General features: G+C 35.8%; 14 protein-coding genes. 6 read left to right on the top strand and 8 right to left on the bottom strand.

What is annotated here, in order from left to right; translation table 11 throughout:
- Window positions 1-41: 41 nt before the first annotated feature.
- Window positions 42-548 (bottom strand): DUF4920 domain-containing protein, encoded by a 507-nt coding sequence (locus ASG31_RS09770; protein WP_056031474.1) that lies wholly within the window; start codon window positions 546-548, stop codon window positions 42-44.
- A gap of 157 nt (window positions 549-705) precedes the next feature.
- Here ASG31_RS09770 and ASG31_RS09765 point away from each other — a divergent pair, with 157 nt between their 5' ends.
- Window positions 706-1,059 carry an MmcQ/YjbR family DNA-binding protein gene (locus ASG31_RS09765; RefSeq protein ID WP_056031471.1) on the top strand — a complete coding sequence of 118 codons (354 nt, stop codon included), beginning with the start codon at window positions 706-708 and terminating at the stop codon, window positions 1,057-1,059.
- A 14-nt stretch (window positions 1,060-1,073) separates the two neighbouring features.
- Here ASG31_RS09765 and ASG31_RS09760 read toward each other — a convergent pair whose 3' ends face one another.
- Window positions 1,074-1,994 (bottom strand): bifunctional riboflavin kinase/FAD synthetase, encoded by a 921-nt coding sequence (locus ASG31_RS09760; protein ID WP_056031468.1) that lies wholly within the window; start codon window positions 1,992-1,994, stop codon window positions 1,074-1,076.
- Between the two features lie 206 nt (window positions 1,995-2,200).
- Between ASG31_RS09760 and atpD the strand changes: the two genes are divergently transcribed.
- From atpD to ASG31_RS09745, 3 genes are all read left to right on the top strand, one after another.
- The gene (gene atpD, locus ASG31_RS09755; RefSeq protein ID WP_056031466.1) at window positions 2,201-3,709 is read left to right on the top strand and encodes a F0F1 ATP synthase subunit beta; all 1,509 of its coding nucleotides are present in this window, start codon (window positions 2,201-2,203) and stop codon (window positions 3,707-3,709) included.
- A gap of 82 nt (window positions 3,710-3,791) precedes the next feature.
- Complete coding sequence (locus tag ASG31_RS09750) at window positions 3,792-4,073, top strand: FoF1 ATP synthase subunit delta/epsilon (protein WP_056031463.1); 282 nt, start codon at window positions 3,792-3,794, stop codon at window positions 4,071-4,073.
- Between the two features lie 86 nt (window positions 4,074-4,159).
- Window positions 4,160-4,990, top strand: coding sequence for a hypothetical protein (locus ASG31_RS09745; protein ID WP_056031459.1), 831 nt, complete (start codon window positions 4,160-4,162; stop codon window positions 4,988-4,990).
- A 219-nt stretch (window positions 4,991-5,209) separates the two neighbouring features.
- Here the strand turns inward: ASG31_RS09745 and ASG31_RS09740 are convergent, their stop codons facing one another.
- Window positions 5,210-7,396: a B12-binding domain-containing radical SAM protein gene (locus tag ASG31_RS09740; protein ID WP_056031456.1), complete on the bottom strand. Its 2,187-nt coding sequence runs from the start codon at window positions 7,394-7,396 to the stop codon at window positions 5,210-5,212.
- Window positions 7,397-7,489: 93 nt separating this feature from the next.
- Here ASG31_RS09740 and ASG31_RS09735 point away from each other — a divergent pair, with 93 nt between their 5' ends.
- Window positions 7,490-8,809, top strand: coding sequence for a GDSL-type esterase/lipase family protein (locus ASG31_RS09735; RefSeq protein WP_056031453.1), 1,320 nt, complete (start codon window positions 7,490-7,492; stop codon window positions 8,807-8,809).
- Window positions 8,810-8,830: 21 nt separating this feature from the next.
- On the opposite strand, the gene ASG31_RS09730 is transcribed toward ASG31_RS09735, so the two are convergent.
- From ASG31_RS09730 to ASG31_RS09710, 5 genes are all read right to left on the bottom strand, one after another.
- On the bottom strand, window positions 8,831-10,492 hold the full coding sequence (locus tag ASG31_RS09730; RefSeq protein ID WP_056031450.1) for an MBOAT family O-acyltransferase: 1,662 nt from the start codon (window positions 10,490-10,492) through the stop codon (window positions 8,831-8,833).
- Entirely contained in the window at window positions 10,489-11,835 is a 1,347-nt protein-coding gene (locus ASG31_RS09725; protein WP_056031447.1) for a hypothetical protein, read from the bottom strand. Before ASG31_RS09725 ends, ASG31_RS09730 begins: the two co-directional genes overlap by 4 nt.
- A 128-nt stretch (window positions 11,836-11,963) precedes the next feature.
- Window positions 11,964-12,428 carry a glucosaminidase domain-containing protein gene (locus tag ASG31_RS09720; RefSeq protein WP_056032553.1) on the bottom strand — a complete coding sequence of 155 codons (465 nt, stop codon included), beginning with the start codon at window positions 12,426-12,428 and terminating at the stop codon, window positions 11,964-11,966.
- Window positions 12,429-12,876: 448 nt separating this feature from the next.
- Window positions 12,877-14,139, bottom strand: coding sequence for an aminotransferase class I/II-fold pyridoxal phosphate-dependent enzyme (locus tag ASG31_RS09715; RefSeq protein WP_056031444.1), 1,263 nt, complete (start codon window positions 14,137-14,139; stop codon window positions 12,877-12,879).
- A 106-nt stretch (window positions 14,140-14,245) separates the two neighbouring features.
- On the bottom strand, window positions 14,246-15,283 hold the full coding sequence (locus ASG31_RS09710) for a PLP-dependent cysteine synthase family protein (protein WP_056031441.1): 1,038 nt from the start codon (window positions 15,281-15,283) through the stop codon (window positions 14,246-14,248).
- A gap of 223 nt (window positions 15,284-15,506) precedes the next feature.
- Between ASG31_RS09710 and ASG31_RS09705 the strand changes: the two genes are divergently transcribed.
- Window positions 15,507-18,995, top strand: a complete 3,489-nt coding sequence (locus ASG31_RS09705; protein WP_056031438.1) for a DUF2723 domain-containing protein — start codon at window positions 15,507-15,509, stop codon at window positions 18,993-18,995.
- Window positions 18,996-19,114 lie beyond the last annotated feature (119 nt).

The following is a 19,114-nucleotide window of genomic DNA, read 5'->3' as shown; positions in this document are numbered from 1 at the left end:
ACATTTTGTTCCGCCGGTCTTCAATATGTATTGTTTTAAAATCAGTTCACTACTTTAATTCCGGTAGCCACAAATCTGATTTCTTCTTTAGGATTTTTGATGGCATCAATCTCTTTCTGAGATTTTTTCGCGTCAGTTGCATAATGTTTCTGCTCGTCTACAGAAACAGTTTTCACCTCTGCAGTACCGTCCATCACTACATTCTTACCTTTCAAAGCGGTAGGAACAAAAAAGCCGTAATCCTGCATTTTTACAAAAAATTCAGAATTATTGTCAGTTTTAATCTTCAGCCAGCAACCTTTTTTCTCGCAAACTTCAGCTACAGTACCTTTTATCGCAACGTTTTCAACTTTTTTAGCTTTTTTCAGCTTCTTGCTTAGTTTATTAACCGTAAGTGCGTTTGATTCAGACTTAGCCCCAACTGCAGAACCGTATGTATCGCCCACAATTGCATTTCCTGCAGGTGGACCTGCTTTCGGAGCTTCCTGTGCAAAAGCAATACTGGATAAACTTACTGCAAAAACTGCTATTAATGATTTAATTTTCATAAAAATAATTTTTACAAAAATACTAATTATTATGATTGTTCGAAAAAAAAAATTAATCTGATGCTTTTCCAGTGAATTTTCAGAAAAAATTCTGTTTTGGAATATTTCAATGTGTATTATTATTCATATTTTAATACATTCGTCAAAAAATTAGAAGATGGATGCCAACGATATTTTAGATTACTGTTTAGGAAAAAAGGGAGTAAGTGAAAGTTTTCCTTTTGATAATGAAACGCTGGTCTTGAAGGTAGGTACAAAAATGTTTCTGCTGATGTCTCTGGAAAAACAGCCACTTCAAATCTCAGTAAAAACCAATCCTGAATGGAGTGAAGAACTTCGCGAGCAGCATCCACAGATTACAGGAGCTTATCACATGAACAAAACCCACTGGAATTCTGTTTCTTTAGATGGTTTGAAAAAGGATTTGATTTTAAAACTGATTGATCACTCGTATGATTTGGTGTTTAAATCTCTAACGAAAAAAATGAGAGAAGAAATTGAAAAACTGTGAAAGAAGATAATATTTTAAAACCCAAACTCCTCAGTCAACCTCTTATCCTCATCCAATCTCTCAACCAACTTTTCAATCCCTTCAAATTTAATTTCCTTATGAAGAAAATCCCTGAATTTTACAGTGATTTTTTCATCATAAATATTGCCTTCAAAATCAAGAATATAAACTTCAACGGTTAATTTCTCTCCATTTACTGTAGGATTTGTTCCTACGCTTAGCATTCCTCTGTATTGTTGATCTTTTACAAAAACTTCAACAATGTAAGCACCTTTTTTAGGTAAAAGTTTCAGAGTTTCTGTTTCAATATTGGCTGTAGGATAACCGATCGTTCTTCCCAGTTTTTTCCCGTGAACCACAGTTCCGGAAACAGAGTAGGAATAACCGAGCATTTCGTTAGCTTCAGTAATGTTTCCATTTAATAAAGCATTTCGAATTTTTGTAGAGCTGATATTGTTCTCGTGAATGTTAATGGCTTCCATCTGTTCGACTTCAAAACCGAGTTCTTTTGAAAGTTTTTGAAGCAATTCAAAGTTTCCGCTTTTATTTTTTCCGAAAACGTGATCGTAGCCTACAATCAGATATTTTACATTGAGTTTTTCAACCAAAATCTGTCTCACAAATTCTTCTCCTGTAAGATTTCTGAATTCTTCGTCAAATTCTTTTAAAAATAAATTCTGAATTCCGTATTTGTCTATCAGGAATTTTTTTTCTGCTAAAGTGTTGAGGAGTTTTAAGTTTTCGTCAGGATTAAAAACAAATCTTGGATGAGGCCAGAAAGTAAGAATCGCTGTATCAAGATTTTTCTCGAAACCAATTTTTGTAAGCTCATCAATGATACTTTTATGACCCAAATGCACCCCGTCAAACATTCCTAATGACAATGCCAAAGGCTTATGAGACTGATAATCGCTAAAATTTTTGAAAACTTTCAACCCGAAAAAAATTTGACTGCAAATATAAAGATAATGTAACAATGTACCAATGTAATAATGTACCAATGTTTTTGGTTTCTAAATGATTGGTAAATTGCTCGATTGGTACATTGGTAAATTAGTAAAAAAATATGATAAAAATCTTTTTTTTAGCAATTGCGTGTTTATGAAGAATCATTATATTTGCACCAAGAAAAAATTTAGCAATGGCAAACCAAATAAAAGGTAAAATTTCTCAAATTATTGGTCCGGTAATCGACGTTGTGTTTTCAAACGTAGAAGCAGTACCAAGCATTTATGATGCACTGGAAATTATTAAACAAAACGGTGAAAAAGTAGTATTGGAAGTTGAGCAGCACATTGGCGAAGACACTGTAAGATGTATCGCTATGGACGCTACTGACGGTCTTCAGAGAGGTCAGGAAGTAATAGGATATGGTAATCCTATCATGATGCCGGTAGGTGATGCTGTAAACGGAAGACTTTTCAACGTTGTAGGTGATGCTATCGACGGGCTTCAGAATATTTCTAAGGAAGGTGGTCTTCCTATTCACAGACCAGCTCCAAAATTTGATCAGCTTTCAACTTCTGCAGAAGTTTTATTCACAGGTATTAAAGTAATCGATTTGGTTGAGCCTTACGCAAAGGGAGGTAAAATTGGATTGTTCGGTGGTGCCGGTGTAGGTAAAACAGTATTGATTCAGGAGTTGATTAACAATATTGCGAAAGGACACGGTGGTCTTTCTGTTTTTGCCGGTGTAGGTGAAAGAACGAGAGAAGGAAATGACCTTTTGAGGGAGATGCTTGAATCTGGTATTATTAAATACGGTGATGATTTTATGCACTCTATGGAAAACGGAGGTTGGGATCTTTCTAAAGTAGATTTAGAAGCAATGAAAGATTCTAAAGCAGCATTCGTTTTCGGACAGATGAATGAGCCGCCAGGAGCAAGAGCGAGAGTAGCACTTTCTGGTCTTACTTTAGCTGAATACTACAGAGACGGTGGTGAAACAGGACAGGGTAGAGACGTACTTTTCTTCGTTGACAACATCTTCCGTTTTACACAGGCTGGTTCTGAGGTATCTGCACTTTTAGGCCGTATGCCTTCTGCGGTAGGTTACCAACCAACTTTGGCATCTGAAATGGGTGCTATGCAGGAAAGAATTACTTCTACTAAAAACGGTTCAATTACTTCAGTACAGGCGGTTTACGTACCTGCGGATGATTTAACTGACCCGGCTCCTGCTACAACGTTTGCTCACTTAGATGCAACCACTGTATTAGATAGAAAAATTGCTTCATTAGGTATCTATCCAGCGGTAGATCCATTGGCTTCTACGTCAAGAATCCTCGCTCCGGAAATTATCGGTGATGAGCATTATGACTGTGCACAGAGAGTAAAAGAAATTCTTCAGAGATACAAAGCACTTCAGGATATTATTGCAATCTTAGGTATGGAAGAACTTTCTGAAGAAGACAAATCTGTAGTTTACAGAGCAAGAAAAGTTCAGAGATTCCTTTCTCAGCCATTCCACGTTGCAGAACAGTTTACAGGTCTTAAAGGATCTTTGGTAGATATTAAAGATACCATCAAAGGGTTCAACATGATTATGGATGGTGAATTGGATCACTTACCGGAAGCTGCTTTCAACCTGAAAGGAACTATCGAAGAGGCAATTGAAGCCGGAGAAAAAATGTTGGCAGACAACGCTTAAAATTAATAACAATTTGAGATTTGAAATTTGAGATTCGATATGTAATTTCAAATTTCAAACATCAAATTTCAAATTTGTTTAGATGAATATAAAAATTTTAACACCGGAACACGTAGTTTTTGAAGGAGAGGTAAATTCAGTTTTGCTTCCAGGAAAAAATGGTGAATTTCATATTATGAAAAATCACGCAGGAATTGTTTCTTCTCTTATTGGTGGTAAAGTAAAACTTTTTACACAGAATGTGGACGAAGCTTTTGCCAAAAACTTTACCAAAGAAAATGATAAAGATTCTATTTTCTCTTTCCCCATCAAAAGCGGTGTTGTAGAGTTTAATCATGACAAAGGAATCATCCTTTGCGAATAATTAAATTGAAAAGCTAAATATATTTTCAGGGAAAGTGTAACTTTGTTACACTTTTTTTTATTCTACTCAAATCATAATATTTTTTCATGAGAATAATTTTTCTAATCGTATTTTCGGTCTGCAGCTCGTTTTTACAGGGGCAAATCATAAAAACAAAAAGAGGAATTGTAACCATAGACGGTGAGCACGTTGCGAAAGTAAATTACAAAAACGGAATTTATACGTTTATGGATCTCAAAGAAAGTCCGGTTTACACAGTCGAGTTTGTAGATAAAAGTATTACAGACTCTGTTCGAGACAGTTATATAAAACTCAAGCGGCTATACAACCAGGAGAAAACTCTGGAACTGGATTATGTTTCTCCTTCAGCATTTTCAGGTGAAGAAAAATCTGCAGTTTTTACCTGTATCAAAGAACTGAAAGTTATCGACAACAGAGGAATCAATATTAAAAATCTGGATGCCATTTTTACAAATTCTCCAAAACGTAAATTTGATAACCGTACGAAAGACGCATACAGCATCAAGTCTAAAGTTGACAGATTAAATATTACAGTCAACAATGTGGGAGAAATATTAAGTAACGGTAAACCAGTAGGTTATTTTACAAATCTTCCCGTAAGTTTTGGTTCTGAGGAGACCATTTCAGATAAAACATTTGTAGATATCGAAATTTACGATGCCAAAAGCAAGTATATCGGAAAATACATTACAACGACAAAACAACTCAAAAGTGCAGGCGGAAAAACTTTTACTTTATACAGAGAAATGTCTGGCCGGGCATCAATTTTGAAATTTCCCACTTACAAAGCCATCGCCGAAAGAATGGCAATCATGGATCCCAATTTTATAAAAATTCAGGAAAAAGTAACGGTAGGCGAAGTGGTGAGAGATGGAATTGAGAAAGATAAAAAATAATTAGTTTTTAATTCAACTGAATAAATGTAGATAGTACTCCATTCGATTACAAACAAAGTATTGAGCTTCTGCAAAATAAAAAATTCTGAGAACATTCTTCACAATTTTTTTCTGTAATTCAGCACGAATCTTAAAATTATTTTTAATCTAATTATAAAAATTAGAAATGAAAATACTTTAATTATTTTAAACCTTAAATCTTGAATTTTAGATCGTAGCTTACAAACTCAAGATCACACCATTTTCTTTCAACATTTGCATCTGTTTTGAAAACCAGAATAATTCAAAGTCTTCAAAATTTTCTTCAAACTGATTTTTAAGTTGCTGAAGTGTAATCTTTTGCGACTGATCTACATAATTTTCCTGCATCATTTTCATCAGCCATTTTGCGTGATCAGGCTCCAGATCGAGACTTACAACATTTGTTTTCAGATGGACTGTAATTTTGGTGTACGGATATTCAGTTTGTTTTTTCTTCTTTAAACGATTCTCAGCAATTACATTTTTCGCCAAAAATAGAACCTTTGAATTGCTTTTAAATTTAAAATCCTCTTCTTCCAGCAAACAGTCATGAATATAATCTGGATGAACAGTCGTTTTTGGAATTTTAAAATCAAACCAATCCTGCAGAGGAATTTCAAAATTAATTCCATGCATATAATTGAACAAGGATTTTTTTAGTCCAAAACTGAATTTCCCATGATCGATCCCGGTTTTGTCTGTAAAATCGATATCGTTATTGGCAAACAAAATTTCCTGTTTGATTGGTGTCACTCCGAATTCTTCAGGGTTGAGCCCAACCGGAGAATGTGCCGTCATTGCAAATTGATGCCAAAATGCACTTTGCAGAATTCCCATTTCAAAAAGCTGGCGAACCATTTCCAGAGAATCAACAGTTTCCTGAACCGTTTGAGTGGGGTAACCATACATCAGATAAGCATGAATCATAACTCCAGCTTCCGTGAAATTTCTTGTCACTTTGGCAACCTGTTCCACAGAAATTCCTTTGTCGATCAATTTTAAAAGTCTGTCACTTGCGACTTCAAGGCCACCTGAAACAGCAACACAACCTGAAAGTTTTAATAAAAAACATAAGTCGCGGGTAAAACTTTTTTCAAAACGAATATTTGTCCACCAGGTTACCACCAGATTTCTTCTCAGGATTTCAATAGCAACTTCACGCATCAAAGCGGGTGGAGCAGCTTCATCCACAAAATGAAATCCCGTTTCACCGGTTTGAGCAACCAGTTCTTCCATTCTGTCGACAAGAATTTTAGCTGAGATAGGTTCGTAAATTTTAATATAATCAAGAGAAATGTCGCAAAAAGTACATTTTCCCCAATAGCAGCCGTGTGCCATCGTGAGCTTATTCCATCGTCCGTCGCTCCACAAACTGTGCATCGGATTGGCAATTTCAATCACGGAAATGTATTGATCTAACTGTAAATCAGTGTAATCGGGAGTTCCGATGTCTGCCTGTTTGTAGTCGTGGCGTTTGGAATTGTTTTTATAGATAACTTCCTCATTTTCAATTAGGAAAGTTCTTTTGAATTCTAAATTTTCTGTTTTATCTAAATTTTCACATAGCAATTCCAAAGGAACTTCTCCGTCATCCAAAGTGATGAAATCGAAAAATTCAAAAACTCTTTTGTCTTTTATATCCCTCAATTCCGTATTCGGAAAACCGCCGCCCATGGCAGTTTTTATGTGAGGATATTTTTCTTTAATGAACTTTGCACACCGAAACGCAGAGTACAGATTTCCAGGAAACGGAATTGAAAAACAGACTAATTTGGGCTCTGCAAATTTCAGTTTTTTATCCAAAATTTCTAAAGTAATTTTGTCGATAAAAGTTTTTTCGCCTGAAATTTTAGCGTACAATTCATCAAAAGAATTGGCAGATTTACCCAATCTTTCGGCATATCTGCTGAAACCAAAATCAGAATCGACAGCTTCAACTATATAATCAGATAAATCCTCTAAATATAAAGTAGCCAAGTGTTTAGCCTTGTCCTGAAGTCCCATATTCCCGAAAGCAAATTCCATATCATCCAGCTGACTGAATCTTGAAGCTTCAGGTAAAAAATTCATCGAACAGATCTGTCTTGCCAAGGTTGGAGTTTTTCCCTGAAGAAAAGAAATTACCTGATGGATGGTTTTGATGTACTCATCTTTTAAACTGAAAATCCGCTGCGAATTTTCTGAAAGAGACTGAATTGAAATTTCCTCACTGAATATTTTTGTCAGACCTTTTTTCGAAAATAATTCCAGAATTACCTCAATACCCAAATCCGTCTGGTAGCTCGAAATGTTTTTCGTATTTAAAAAACCTTTGATATAAGCTGTTGCAGGATACGGCGTATTGAGTTGCGTAAAAGGCGGAGTAATTAGAAGGAGATCTTTCAACAAAAATTTTTTGCAAATTTACGGTTTAAAATGAAACATACATATTCCTTTCAGATAGAATAAATTTCATTAAAAAATTTCTAAATTCACAACATGAAATTTTCTCTTACGATTTTATCCTCAGCTTTTTTGGCGTTTTCAGTTGGTGTTATGGCGCAAAACATTGAAAATGAAATAGTTTTAAAACCTTTCTTTGACAATTTAAATAAAAATCAGGTTACTCAGATTCTTTTTATAGGAGATTCACACATTCAGGCAGATCATCTGACGGGTTACCTTCGGAAGAACTTTCAGGATCAACATGGAAATGCAGGTCGCGGTTTGGTTTTTCCTTATCAGGTTGCCAATACCAATGGTGCTGAAGATTTTTCATCTGTGAGCAACCAACCCTGGGAAACATTTCGATTGGTGCATGAACAAAAGGTTTTTCCACAAATTGGAGCTGCCGGATTTGTGATTGGAAATAAAGCAGATTCTTTTTTAGAAATCAGTTTTAAAAATCCTGAAGACAGTTTTGATAAAGTGTTGATTTACAATGATGCTAAAATGAAAGGCGGAAGCTTTTTTTTGTTTAATGAAAATAAGCCGCTAAAAGATTTTGTTCAGAAAAAATCTGAAAGAATGAGTCATACGGCTTCAGAGAATCAAACTTTTCATGAAATTGTTTCTCAATACAATACAACTACTACAAAATTGCGTGCATTGAACGGCGACAAAATTTTAAATCCGAAAGCAGGCTCAGTTTATATGGTTGAAAGAAATTATTTAAACTATAATCCTGATTTCGAACAAAATATAAAAGAAATTGCTTCATATAAATTTGACAGTTATAAAACTGAAATTGATTTTAAAAGTCCTCAGAATATATTTTTAATTAAAACAAATAATCCTCAGGGGAATACATTTTATGGTTTTCAGTTCCTTAAAAATGTAAAAAAAGGAATTGTTTTCAATACGGTCGGCGTGAACGGAGCCACTTATTCTGACTTTTTAAAATTCCCACTCCAGCTGGAGCAGCTTTCAAAAATGAAATCTGATGTTCTCATCATTGCTTTGGGAACAAACGAGGCTTTCGGAAAAATTGAAAAAGAAGAATTTCAAAAAAATGTTTCCGATGTGATCTTAAAATTCAGAAATGAAAATCCAAATTTGCCGATTCTGCTGATTGGTCCGCCGGATAATTCGCCTAAAGAAAGCAGAACTATTGAGGTGATCAGCTGGATTGAAGAAAGTGCGCGACAAAACAACACTGCTTTTTTTAATCTCTTTGAAGCAACAGGTGGAAAAGGTTCATTTAAAAAAGCGCAGTCAAGAAAAGAGGCAAGTGCCGATGGCGTTCATTATCTGAAACCCGGTTACGAAAAACAGGCTGAAGCCATTTGGAAAGCGATAAAAAAAACTGCAGAGAATTGATTCTGCAGTTTTTTTTTATTTTTAAAACTGAAGGTAGATTGGTAAAACCTGCTCGGCAGACTTGAAATATCCGTACAAAATCAGAAATCCAAAAAACACAATGATATATGCTGCAAGAGGTATTGTTTTTATTTTAACAACAGCCTTTTCAGCAACATCATCCGGAATAAGGTGAATGATCATCGCTAAAACGATCATCCAGATTACTTTTTTGTAGTTTTCGTAAAACGGACCAAAAACGTCTGCGTCAAAATTGTAGATAATCTGATTAATCATCGTCATTGCAGCATCAAAGTTTTCAGCTCTGAAAAATATCCATCCAAAACATACAAAATGGAATGTGAAAATTCCCATAATGATCCTGTAAACCAAAGAATTATTGATTCCGGAGAGTGCTTTTCCTGTCAGCAATATCCAGATTTTGTGTAGTCCAAGTCCGATTCCGTGGATTGCTCCCCAAATAATAAAATTCCAGCTGGCTCCGTGCCAGAAGCCGCCCAAAAGCATGGTTGTTAAAAGGTTAAAATTCGCTGCAATCCCTTTGGAATCTTTTGTAATCATCGCCGGAAGGATAAAAATCAATAAAAGAACACCAGAAATTCCGGCAGAGTAAAAGTAATTCAGCTTAAAAAGATTGACTGACATTAAAAACGCTCCGGTTAAAAACAACGTCACAAAAATAAATGAACCGACTGAGAATTTTCTGTTTCCTCCCAAAGGGATATAAAGATAATCTTTCAGCCATGAGGAGAGCGAAATATGCCATCTTCGCCAGAATTCTGTGATGCTTGTACTTTGATAAGGAGAGAAAAAATTGGCAGGAATTTTAAAACCTAACCAAAGTGCAATTCCTATCGCAATATCGCTGTAACCACTGAAATCGCAGTAAATGACCATTGCATAACCGTAGACGGCAAATAGATTTTCAAGCCCGGCATGAAGCGAAGGTGTATCAAAAATATAGTTTACAAGATTTAAAGTAATGTAATCTGAAATCACCAGTTTTTTAATCAGACCTGAAATAATCAGATAAAATCCCATGGCAAAGTCCCTTTCAGAAATGATGTAGGGTTTATTGATCTGCGGAACAAAATCGTGCGCCCTTACAATCGGACCCATCATCAGTTTTGGGAAAAATGAGAGAAACAGCAGATAATCTGTAAACTTTTTGGCAGGTTCAAATTCGTCCCGGTACACGTCAATAGTATAACTTAAATTTTCGAACGTGAAAAAGGAAATTCCAATCGGTAAAATAATATGCAGCGGATTAAATTCTGTACTGAAAATCTCATTGGAAACTGTAATGAAAAAGTTGGTGTACTTATAATAAAACAGGATGGCGAGATTAACAACGATGCTTAAAACCAAAAGCGAAGTTTTCCATGATTTTCCTTTGGTTCTGTAGATCATATTAGACAATGCAAAATTGATCAGTGCCGAAACCACCACCAAACCTACAAACCATCCACTTGCTTTATAAAAAAAGTAAAGGGAAAAAAATGTGAAAACATATCTTCTTGCGGTATGATGATTTTTCAGGAGGAAAAAAAGCAGAATAAAAAGAGTGAAAAAATACACGAAAAAACCATTATTGAAGAGTAAAGGATTTTTTGGATCATACAGAAACTGGCTTAGAAATGCGTTCCAGTCAAATGAAGTAAAAAGATTTTCTAATTGTTTCATTTCTCAGTCTGTGTTTTTGGTTTGTATTTTTTATAGTCTTTCATTAATGCTTTAAAAATTTTATCTGCTAAAATATCGGTTCCGCGGGCATTGGGATGGATGTAATCTTTATTGGCCAATGGTGGATTTTGATTGGCCCAGTCTACGATTGAATTTTCACCACCCATTGTTTCAAATAGATTAAAAAACGCCAGATGATTATCAAATGCAAGTTTTGCCTGAGTTTCAAGAACATTTGGCAGTCCGGTTGCAGTTTGCCAGCTGCCGTTGTACATAAACGCTCTGTCTGCGCTGCTTACCATCAAAATATCGGTATTGGGGAAAGCTCTGTTGAATTTTTCCAGAACAGGATTCATATTTTTGGTATAGAAAGAGAAATCTTTTGTATCAGGCTTCCAGAGAAGGTTTACGCCATATTGCATCACAACGAGATCGTAATGATTGGCATTCTGAACAGCTTTTAAAAAGTCTTCATTAATTTTTTTAAATTCAATTCCCGTAATTCCCCGGAAAGAAAAGTTGTCGAGAATAATTCCGTTTTCAGATTCAAAACTCATCCCGTACAAAGGGAGATTTGCAGAATTGCTTTTAAAATTAACGGTCGCCAAAGTATCTGAAGAAAGCATCTGAGAATTGACCGCAAAATTTCCTTTAAGTGAAATATTAGATCCATTGAAGTTAACACTTGCTCCGTTTGAATTTCCATACAGCAGGAATTTTTGAAGGGAAGAACCTGCGTTCACAGATTTATCAACAAATTTTGAATTTCCGGTTCCGCTGAAGGCAAACCCGGAAATGTACATATTTTTGACACTTTTATCCATAAAATTAACAGTGTTCCAGCCATTGCCCGTAACGGATGCAGTCTGTCTGAAATTTCCCACATTGGTGTGAATAGGAAGAAATCCCACACCATAACCTCCAAACTCTTTCTGCATCAGCCTGCGCAAAGTTTGGGTAAGCATATCACCTTCAATCATGCTGTCGCCGAAATAAGCGATACGTATTTTTCCCTTTCCGGTTGCTTTCAGCTGATGCAGTTTTTCAGCAAGGTGGGCGAGGGCAGTGACGTTCTGGTCTTTATAAAACCGGGTAATCAGATCCGGCTTCTTATAAAGCTCAAAATCAGTTGGTAAGTTTTGATTACCGGAATTTTTTACTGTAGATTTTTGGGCAGTTTTTTCTGTATTTTCATCAATTTTAAATACATCGGTGATTAAATTTACTTTGTCTAAAGGTTCCCATTTCCACCCAAAGGCAAGGCAGATAACCGAGACGGCAAAGTATACAGCAAAGCAAATGGTAATCAAAGATACCACCCGCCAATTTTTATTTTCAAACATAAAATTTTAGGGGAAATTGAGGATGCTAATTTAATCAGATTCCGTATTCCTTACAAGATGAAATAAAAAAAAGCTTCAAATATTTTTGAAGCTTTAGTTTTTCTTTTTCAATCTCAGATTTTGAGAATTTAGTCCTTGAGTTTGTATTTGTGAATGATAGAATTAATTCTTCTCATCCATTCTCCGGGCTGTGTAGAGTATCCTGCATTAGCAATTGCTTTTACCCATTTTCCAAAATCCTCGGTACCTTTCAGGGCGGTGTAGTATTTCTTTTTTACGATCAGTTTGCAAAATGCTTCGTAACTTTCTTCCTTTGATTCAAATTGCTTGTATCTGGATCCAATGCTGTTTTTGCCTACAATCCCAAAATGATTATTTAATGCTTTGGAATTTCTGCTGGTTCCGCCTCCTGTTTCTACGAATGCTATTGCAAGTATTACAGAGCTTGGTATGCCGTACTTTGTTGATAATTTTTCTGCGAGAGTTTTGTTATTTTGTATGTAACCCTGTGTCTGTGCGTTGGCAGTTAAAGATACAAAGCTGAATACCAAACTCAAAAGTACAATTCTTAAGTACGTAAAACTGTGTTTCATAATTGTATGTTTTGAAATCATGGTTGCAAATTTACCCCTACCACAACTAACAGCCTAATTTTTAACAGAATATAACGCCCAATCGCCGTCCTGTGAACATTATTAGTTAAAAAATGTTAAAAATTAGGTTTTGTTAAATATTTAAAATTTTTACTTAATAAAATTGAATTTATGTGAATATAATTTTATTTTTAATTGAATATTATTATATAAATAATTTTTGTAATGAATTTAACTGATTTTGTGATATTTCAGCTTTTTCAAAATTTTAGAAATTCATTCTTTATTCTATGTCAGAATTTTAATCATTCTGTTCAAATTTTACTGTCATTAATCATGTAAAACCAGTTGATATTAAATAAATTAGGTTTTGTTATCCTAAATTTCATTCAGATAAAAAAAACCACCGGAAACTCCGATGGTCATTTATATTGATGAAAAATCAAGTTTAGTTTTGCTTGTACTCGATGTTCATTTCTTTTTCCATTTCTGCGTAAACACCAGATTCCAGTTTTTCTTTGATGCCTTCAAAAGCTGCCAAAGTTTCGTTGATTTCTGAATCGGTATGCGATGCAGTAGGTATTAATCTCAATAAAATCATACCCTTTGGAATCACCGGATATACCACCACAGAAGTAAATACCCCGTAATTTTCTCTTAAATCTTTTGCTAAAAGTGTTGCTTCAATTGTTGTTCCTTTAATGAAAACCGGCGTTACACAGGTATCCGTATTTCCAAGGTTGAAACCTCTTTCTTTTAATCCGTTCTGAAGTTTAGTTACGTTTTCCCATAACTTGTCTTTAATTTCCGGACGGGTTCTTAATAATTCCAGTCTCTTCAAACCTCCGATTACCATTGGCATTGTTAAAGATTTAGCAAAAATCTGAGAACGAAGATTGTATTTTAAAAACTGAATAATTTTCTGATCTCCTGACAAAAATGCTCCGAAACCAGCCATTGATTTGGCGAAAGTAGAGAAGTACACATCAATCTGATCCTGACAACCTTGTTCCTCACCAGCTCCAGCTCCGGTTTTACCCAAAGTTCCGAAACCGTGTGCGTCATCCACCAAAAGTCTGAAATTGAATTTAGATTTTAAATTACAGATTTCTTTCAGTTTACCCTGCATTCCTCTCATTCCGAAAACCCCTTCGGTAATTACTAAAATTCCGCCGCCGTTTTCTTCAGCTACTTTTGTTGCTCTTGTAAGGTTTTTCTCTAAACTTTCAATATCATTGTGTTTAAAAGTAAAACTTTTTCCCATGTGAAGACGTACACCGTCAACAATACAGGCGTGAGAGTCTGCGTCATAAACGATGACGTCGTGTCTCGTTACCAACGCATCGATACAAGAAACCATTCCCTGATACCCAAAATTCAAAAGATAAGCAGCTTCTTTTTGTGTAAACTCTGCCAGCTCTTTTTCCAGCTGCTGGTGCTGCTGGGTTTCACCTGACATTGCTCTTGCTCCCATCGGATAAAACATTCCGAATTCTGCCGCTGCTTTTGCATCAGCTTCCAAAACTTCAGGATGATTACACAGTCCCAGATAATCGTTGGCACTCCAGAAAATAACGTCTTTTCCCTGAAATTTCATTCTTGGGCCAATAGGTCCTTCCAGTTTTGGGAAAACAAAATATCCTTCTGCGTAATCTGCAAACTGACCCAGTGGTCCCGGATTTTGTTTTATTCTTTCAAATATATCTACCATTTTTAAATAAAGGGTTTAATTGTAAATTTTAACGAACAAATTTAGTTAAATTATATAGAATGAAAAAAGCCTTTTGTTTTTTTTCAAAAGGCTTTTATTTTATTTCTTATTTAATGATTTCTGTTTTGAAAACTTCATCATAATTATGAAAGCAATTGTTGATGAATCCCTGTTCTTCCATCCACTTGTCGCTATATACTTTTGTGATGTATCTTGAGCCGTGGTCGGGATAAATTAAGACAACAAGGTCATTTTCTGCAAACTGATGAGAGTTGGCATACTGAATAAGTCCTTGTGTAACCGCCCCTGTAGTGTATCCTCCCATAATGGCTTCTTTCAAAGCGATTTCTCTGGTTCTGTAGGCAGACATTTCGTCGTTTACCCTTACAAACTCGTCAATTTTATCGAATAAAAGGGCAGAAGGAATTAAATTTTTTCCCATTCCTTCAATCTGATAAGGATGTACGTCTTCTTTGTGAATTTCACCAGTCTCGTGGAAGCTTTTCAAAATAGAACCGTCAGCATCCACACCGATAATTTTGATGTCTGGATTTTTCTCCTTTAAAAATTTTGCAGATCCAGATAAAGTTCCTCCCGTTCCCGTGCAGGCAAAAAGGTGTGTAATTTTTCCCTGAGTCTGCTCCCAGATTTCAGGACCGGTGGTCTGATAATGGGCATCTACATTAAGCTCATTGAAATACTGATTGATGTAAACCGAGTTGGGTGTTTCTGCTGCAATTCTTTTTGCAACTTCATAGTATGATCTCGGGTCATTTGCCGGAACATTCGCTGGGCATATATAAACTTGCGCTCCCAAAGATTTCAGGTAAGCAATTTTCTCTGCTTTCGTTTTATCACTTACTGCGAGAATACATTTATATCCTTTAATAATACAAACCATAGCAATAGAAAACCCGGTATTTCCGGAAGTGGTTTCCACTACTACAGATTCACTGTTCAATAAACCTTTTTTCTCTGCGTTTTCTATAATATGAAGAGCAATTCTATCTTTGGTTGAATGTCCAGGATTACAAGATTCTAACTTGGCATATACGGTTGCTGGGATGTCTTTTGTGACATTATTAAGCTTCACCATAGGAGTGTTTCCTATAAGGCCAAGAATATTATCGTAAACATTACTCATTATTTTATTAATTTTTCAATAAAAAATCTGACCGCAAAAATACAAAAAAATAAATAATCTCTAAACTTTTGTTTGAAACTACAGCAATGAGGGTTAAAATTCTTTTGCAGATTTTACTGTTTTCTGATTTCGCACCCAAAATTTACGCCATTTTTTTTAAATTTTGTTAAAAACAGCATAAAATCATCTAAAAATCTTATTTTCGCATGATTGATTTATTACTATGAAAAACTGGACTTTCAGGCAATGGAATACCGTTCTCGGATGGGTGATATTCGCCATTGCATTTATCACGTATCTCTCAACTATAGAACCCAACTTTAGTTTTTGGGATTGTGGAGAGTATATTTCCTCTGCCGTAAAACTTGAAGTAACGCACGCTCCGGGTGCCGCACTTTTTCAAATCGTTGGTGCTGTGGCAGGAATTTTTGCTTTCGGTAAAGGCGAAAATTATTCTATTGTGATTAATGGAATGTCTGCACTTTTCAGTGCTTTTACTATTCTCTTTCTTTTCTGGACAATTACTCATTTTGTGAGAAGACTTTTGAATAAAGAATTCGAAGAGATTAACAAACATCAGGAGATTGCTATTCTTTTTGCTGGTGTAATTGGTTCTCTGTGTTTCACATTTTCAGACACATTCTGGTTTTCGGCTGTGGAAGGTGAGGTGTATTCTATGGCTTCCATGTTTATCGCACTGTTGGTGTGGCTGATCACAAAATGGGAAAACGAATATCTTGCCGCAGATTCTGACCGCTGGATTGTTTTAATATTCTTCATCGTGGGGCTTTCAGTAGGAGTTCACATGATGTGTATGCTGGCAATTCCTGCAGTGTGTCTGGTGTATTATGCGAGACATTATCAATTTACCTGGAAGAATTTTCTGGTTGCCAACGGAGTTACGCTGCTGATCTTAATCATAGTTTTTAAACTTATTTTCCCATTTATCATGACCATGTTTGGGAAGCTTGAAATCTTTATGGTGAATGGTGTGGGATTGCCTTTCCACTCAGGAACAATCGTAGGATTTCTGGTTATGGTTGCGGTTTCTTACTTCATCATTAAGTATGCAAGAAGAGCCAAAAAGAAAATTTATCAGACGATTGCACTTTCTGCGGTATTTATGGTGATTGGATTTTCATGCTGGATGGTAATTCCTGTAAGAGCGAATGCAAACCCGCCGATGAACCTTAACGATCCGGATACTGCTATCGGTATGCTGGATTATTACAACAGAGAACAATATGGTGACTGGCCAACGATTTACGGTCAGAACTACACTGCATTTCTGGATGCTAACGGTATCGAGAAGAATGAAGACAACAGCTTTAAAACCACCAAGACCGGAGAGATCTACGAAAAGGACGAAAAGACCGGTACGTACAGAAAGACCGGAGAAAGATTCAATTACGTTTTCAATAAGGATCATGTAAGCCTTATGCCGAGAATGTTTAATGAGGACAAAGCTGTGATGTCTAATTATATGTCTATGTACGGTGCGCCGGATTTTGCATTTAATTTTGATAATCCAGACGTTGCAGATAGTCCAGAAGCTCAGGAAATTTATAATGAGCTGAGAGCAAAATACGACAACAAAGACATTACAGTTTCAGATTACCTGAAAGTGAGACCTTATAATTTAATTAAAGTTCAGAGGCCTTCGTTTGTGGATAATATGCATTATTTTATCACATTTCAAAACGGATATTATTTTGTAAGATACCTTTTCTGGAATTTTGCCGGTAGACAGAATGACCTTGAAGGACATGGTGAAGATACAAACGGGAACTGGATTTCAGGAATACCTTTTATCGATAATACCTTGTATGGTGATCAGGATGCAATGCCTGCAAAATTCAGAAATGAAAGTACGGTGGCATTCTTTTTCCTACCGATGCTGTTGGGAGTTTTAGGATGTTATTTTCAGCTGAACAGAGATTTCGGAAGATTCTATGCTTTATTATCTTTATTTATTTTAACAAGTATCGGAATTGTTTTCTACACAGGGATGAAACCTTACGAACCGCGTGAAAGAGATTACGCAACTGTAGGCTCCTTCTACGCTTTTGCAATCTGGATAGGTCTTGGAGCTGGAGGAATTTTATGGTACCTTCAGTCTAAAGTGAAATCTAATTTAGCCAATATCGGTTTTGGTGTTGTTTTACTGGGAATTCCTTTGATGATGGGCTTTCAGAACTATAATGTTCATGATAGAAGCGGTCGTTACACGGCTTACGATTATTCTTATTCCATGTTAAAATCTCTGCCTAAGGACGATATTTTATTTGTTTACGGAGATAACGATACATATCCGGTTTGGGCGATGCAGGAAACAGAAAGATTCAGAGATGATGTTAAAGTAGTGAATTTCACTCTTCTTTCAACACCCTGGAATATTGATCAGGTAAAAAGAAGAACGTACAACGCAATGCCTGTACCGGGACAGCTGAAGCATGAAGACTACCGTGACGGAGTGAATGATCAGATTTACATTATGAAACCCAGCGACTGGAAAAATGTTTTTGCCAATTTACAGGAGAAAGGAACTGGTGACAGTGTTTTCAAAGCATTTCAGGGATATCTGGAAAAGGATTCAATGACAGTAAAAGAGGCCGTAGAATTTATAAAAATTCAGTCACCCGAAAAAGATGAAGTTTTAAAAGAAATCTTTGGTGGAGATAAATATGAAAAATACAATTTCTTACCGGTAAGCAAATTTGTAATTCCTGTAAATAAAGCTAATGCTGTAAAATCCGGAACTGTAACAGCAGCAGATTTACCCAATGTAGTTGATCACATTACTGTAGATTACAAAGCCAATACTTTGTACAAAGGAAATCTGATTATGTTTGATATTCTGGCCAATTTTAATTGGAAAAGAACGCTGAACTTTTCAACAGGCGGTATTTACGAAAGTGAAAACATCTTCTTCCTGGACGACTATCTGCAGTTTGACGGTTTCAGCTACAGACTGGTTCCTATTAAAACACGCAGAGGTCAGGATGGTGAGATGGGAAGAGTAGATGCAAACTCTCTCTACAACATTGTAAAAAATTACAGATGGGGCAATTTTAAAGACCTGAATGTTCATTTTGATGAAACTGCTACTTCCAATATCATCGGTTACAGAAGTGCAGCGAGCAGAGCCGCCGCAGCCTTGGCTTTAAAAGGTGACAGGAAAAGAGCTTTGGAAATTCTTGATTTGGCTTCGAGAGAAATTCCTGCCTCTAAATACAATGATCCGAGATCTTTAAGTTCAATGGTGAATGGTTACATTATGGTCGGGGAGGAGAAAAAAGCTTTAGATTTAGCTGAAAATTTAAAGAAAGACATCTTCGAAGAATATGATTATTACCTTGCTATGAATGCTTCGGAACAGAGAAACCTCGGCAGACAGATGAGATCAAAACCTGCTGAATATTCTCTTGTGGTAACGGCGGTGACAGATGCCTACAAAAAATTAGGTCAGAATCAGAAAGCGTACAATTACCTTCTAAAGTCTATGGAGCCAATTGATAAGAAATTCAATGCCTTCGTAAAAAAAGCTCAGTCTATGGGTAAGGATAAGGCGAAGAATGAAATAGAGAACAATGCTCAGAAAATTACTTCATATTATTCTTATTTAATGGATGTGATTGAGCCCATTGATTCTAATTTTGCCAGACAGAAAGAGCAGCAAATTAACGATCAGTTGATTAAAGCTATTCAGTAATACTTTAGAATCCGTCTCACAACTGAGGCGGTTTTTTTGGTAATTATTGCAGGATTTCGTATATTTATATCTGATAATCAGACAGTTGTTTATGAATTTTAAGCATTATAATCAAAATC

Source organism: Chryseobacterium sp. Leaf404, from assembly GCF_001424145.1.
In the GTDB taxonomy this organism is placed as follows: Bacteria; Bacteroidota; Bacteroidia; order Flavobacteriales; family Weeksellaceae; genus Chryseobacterium.
Note: the sequence above shows the minus strand (reverse complement) of the source record. Positions and strands in the feature narration are given on the sequence as shown.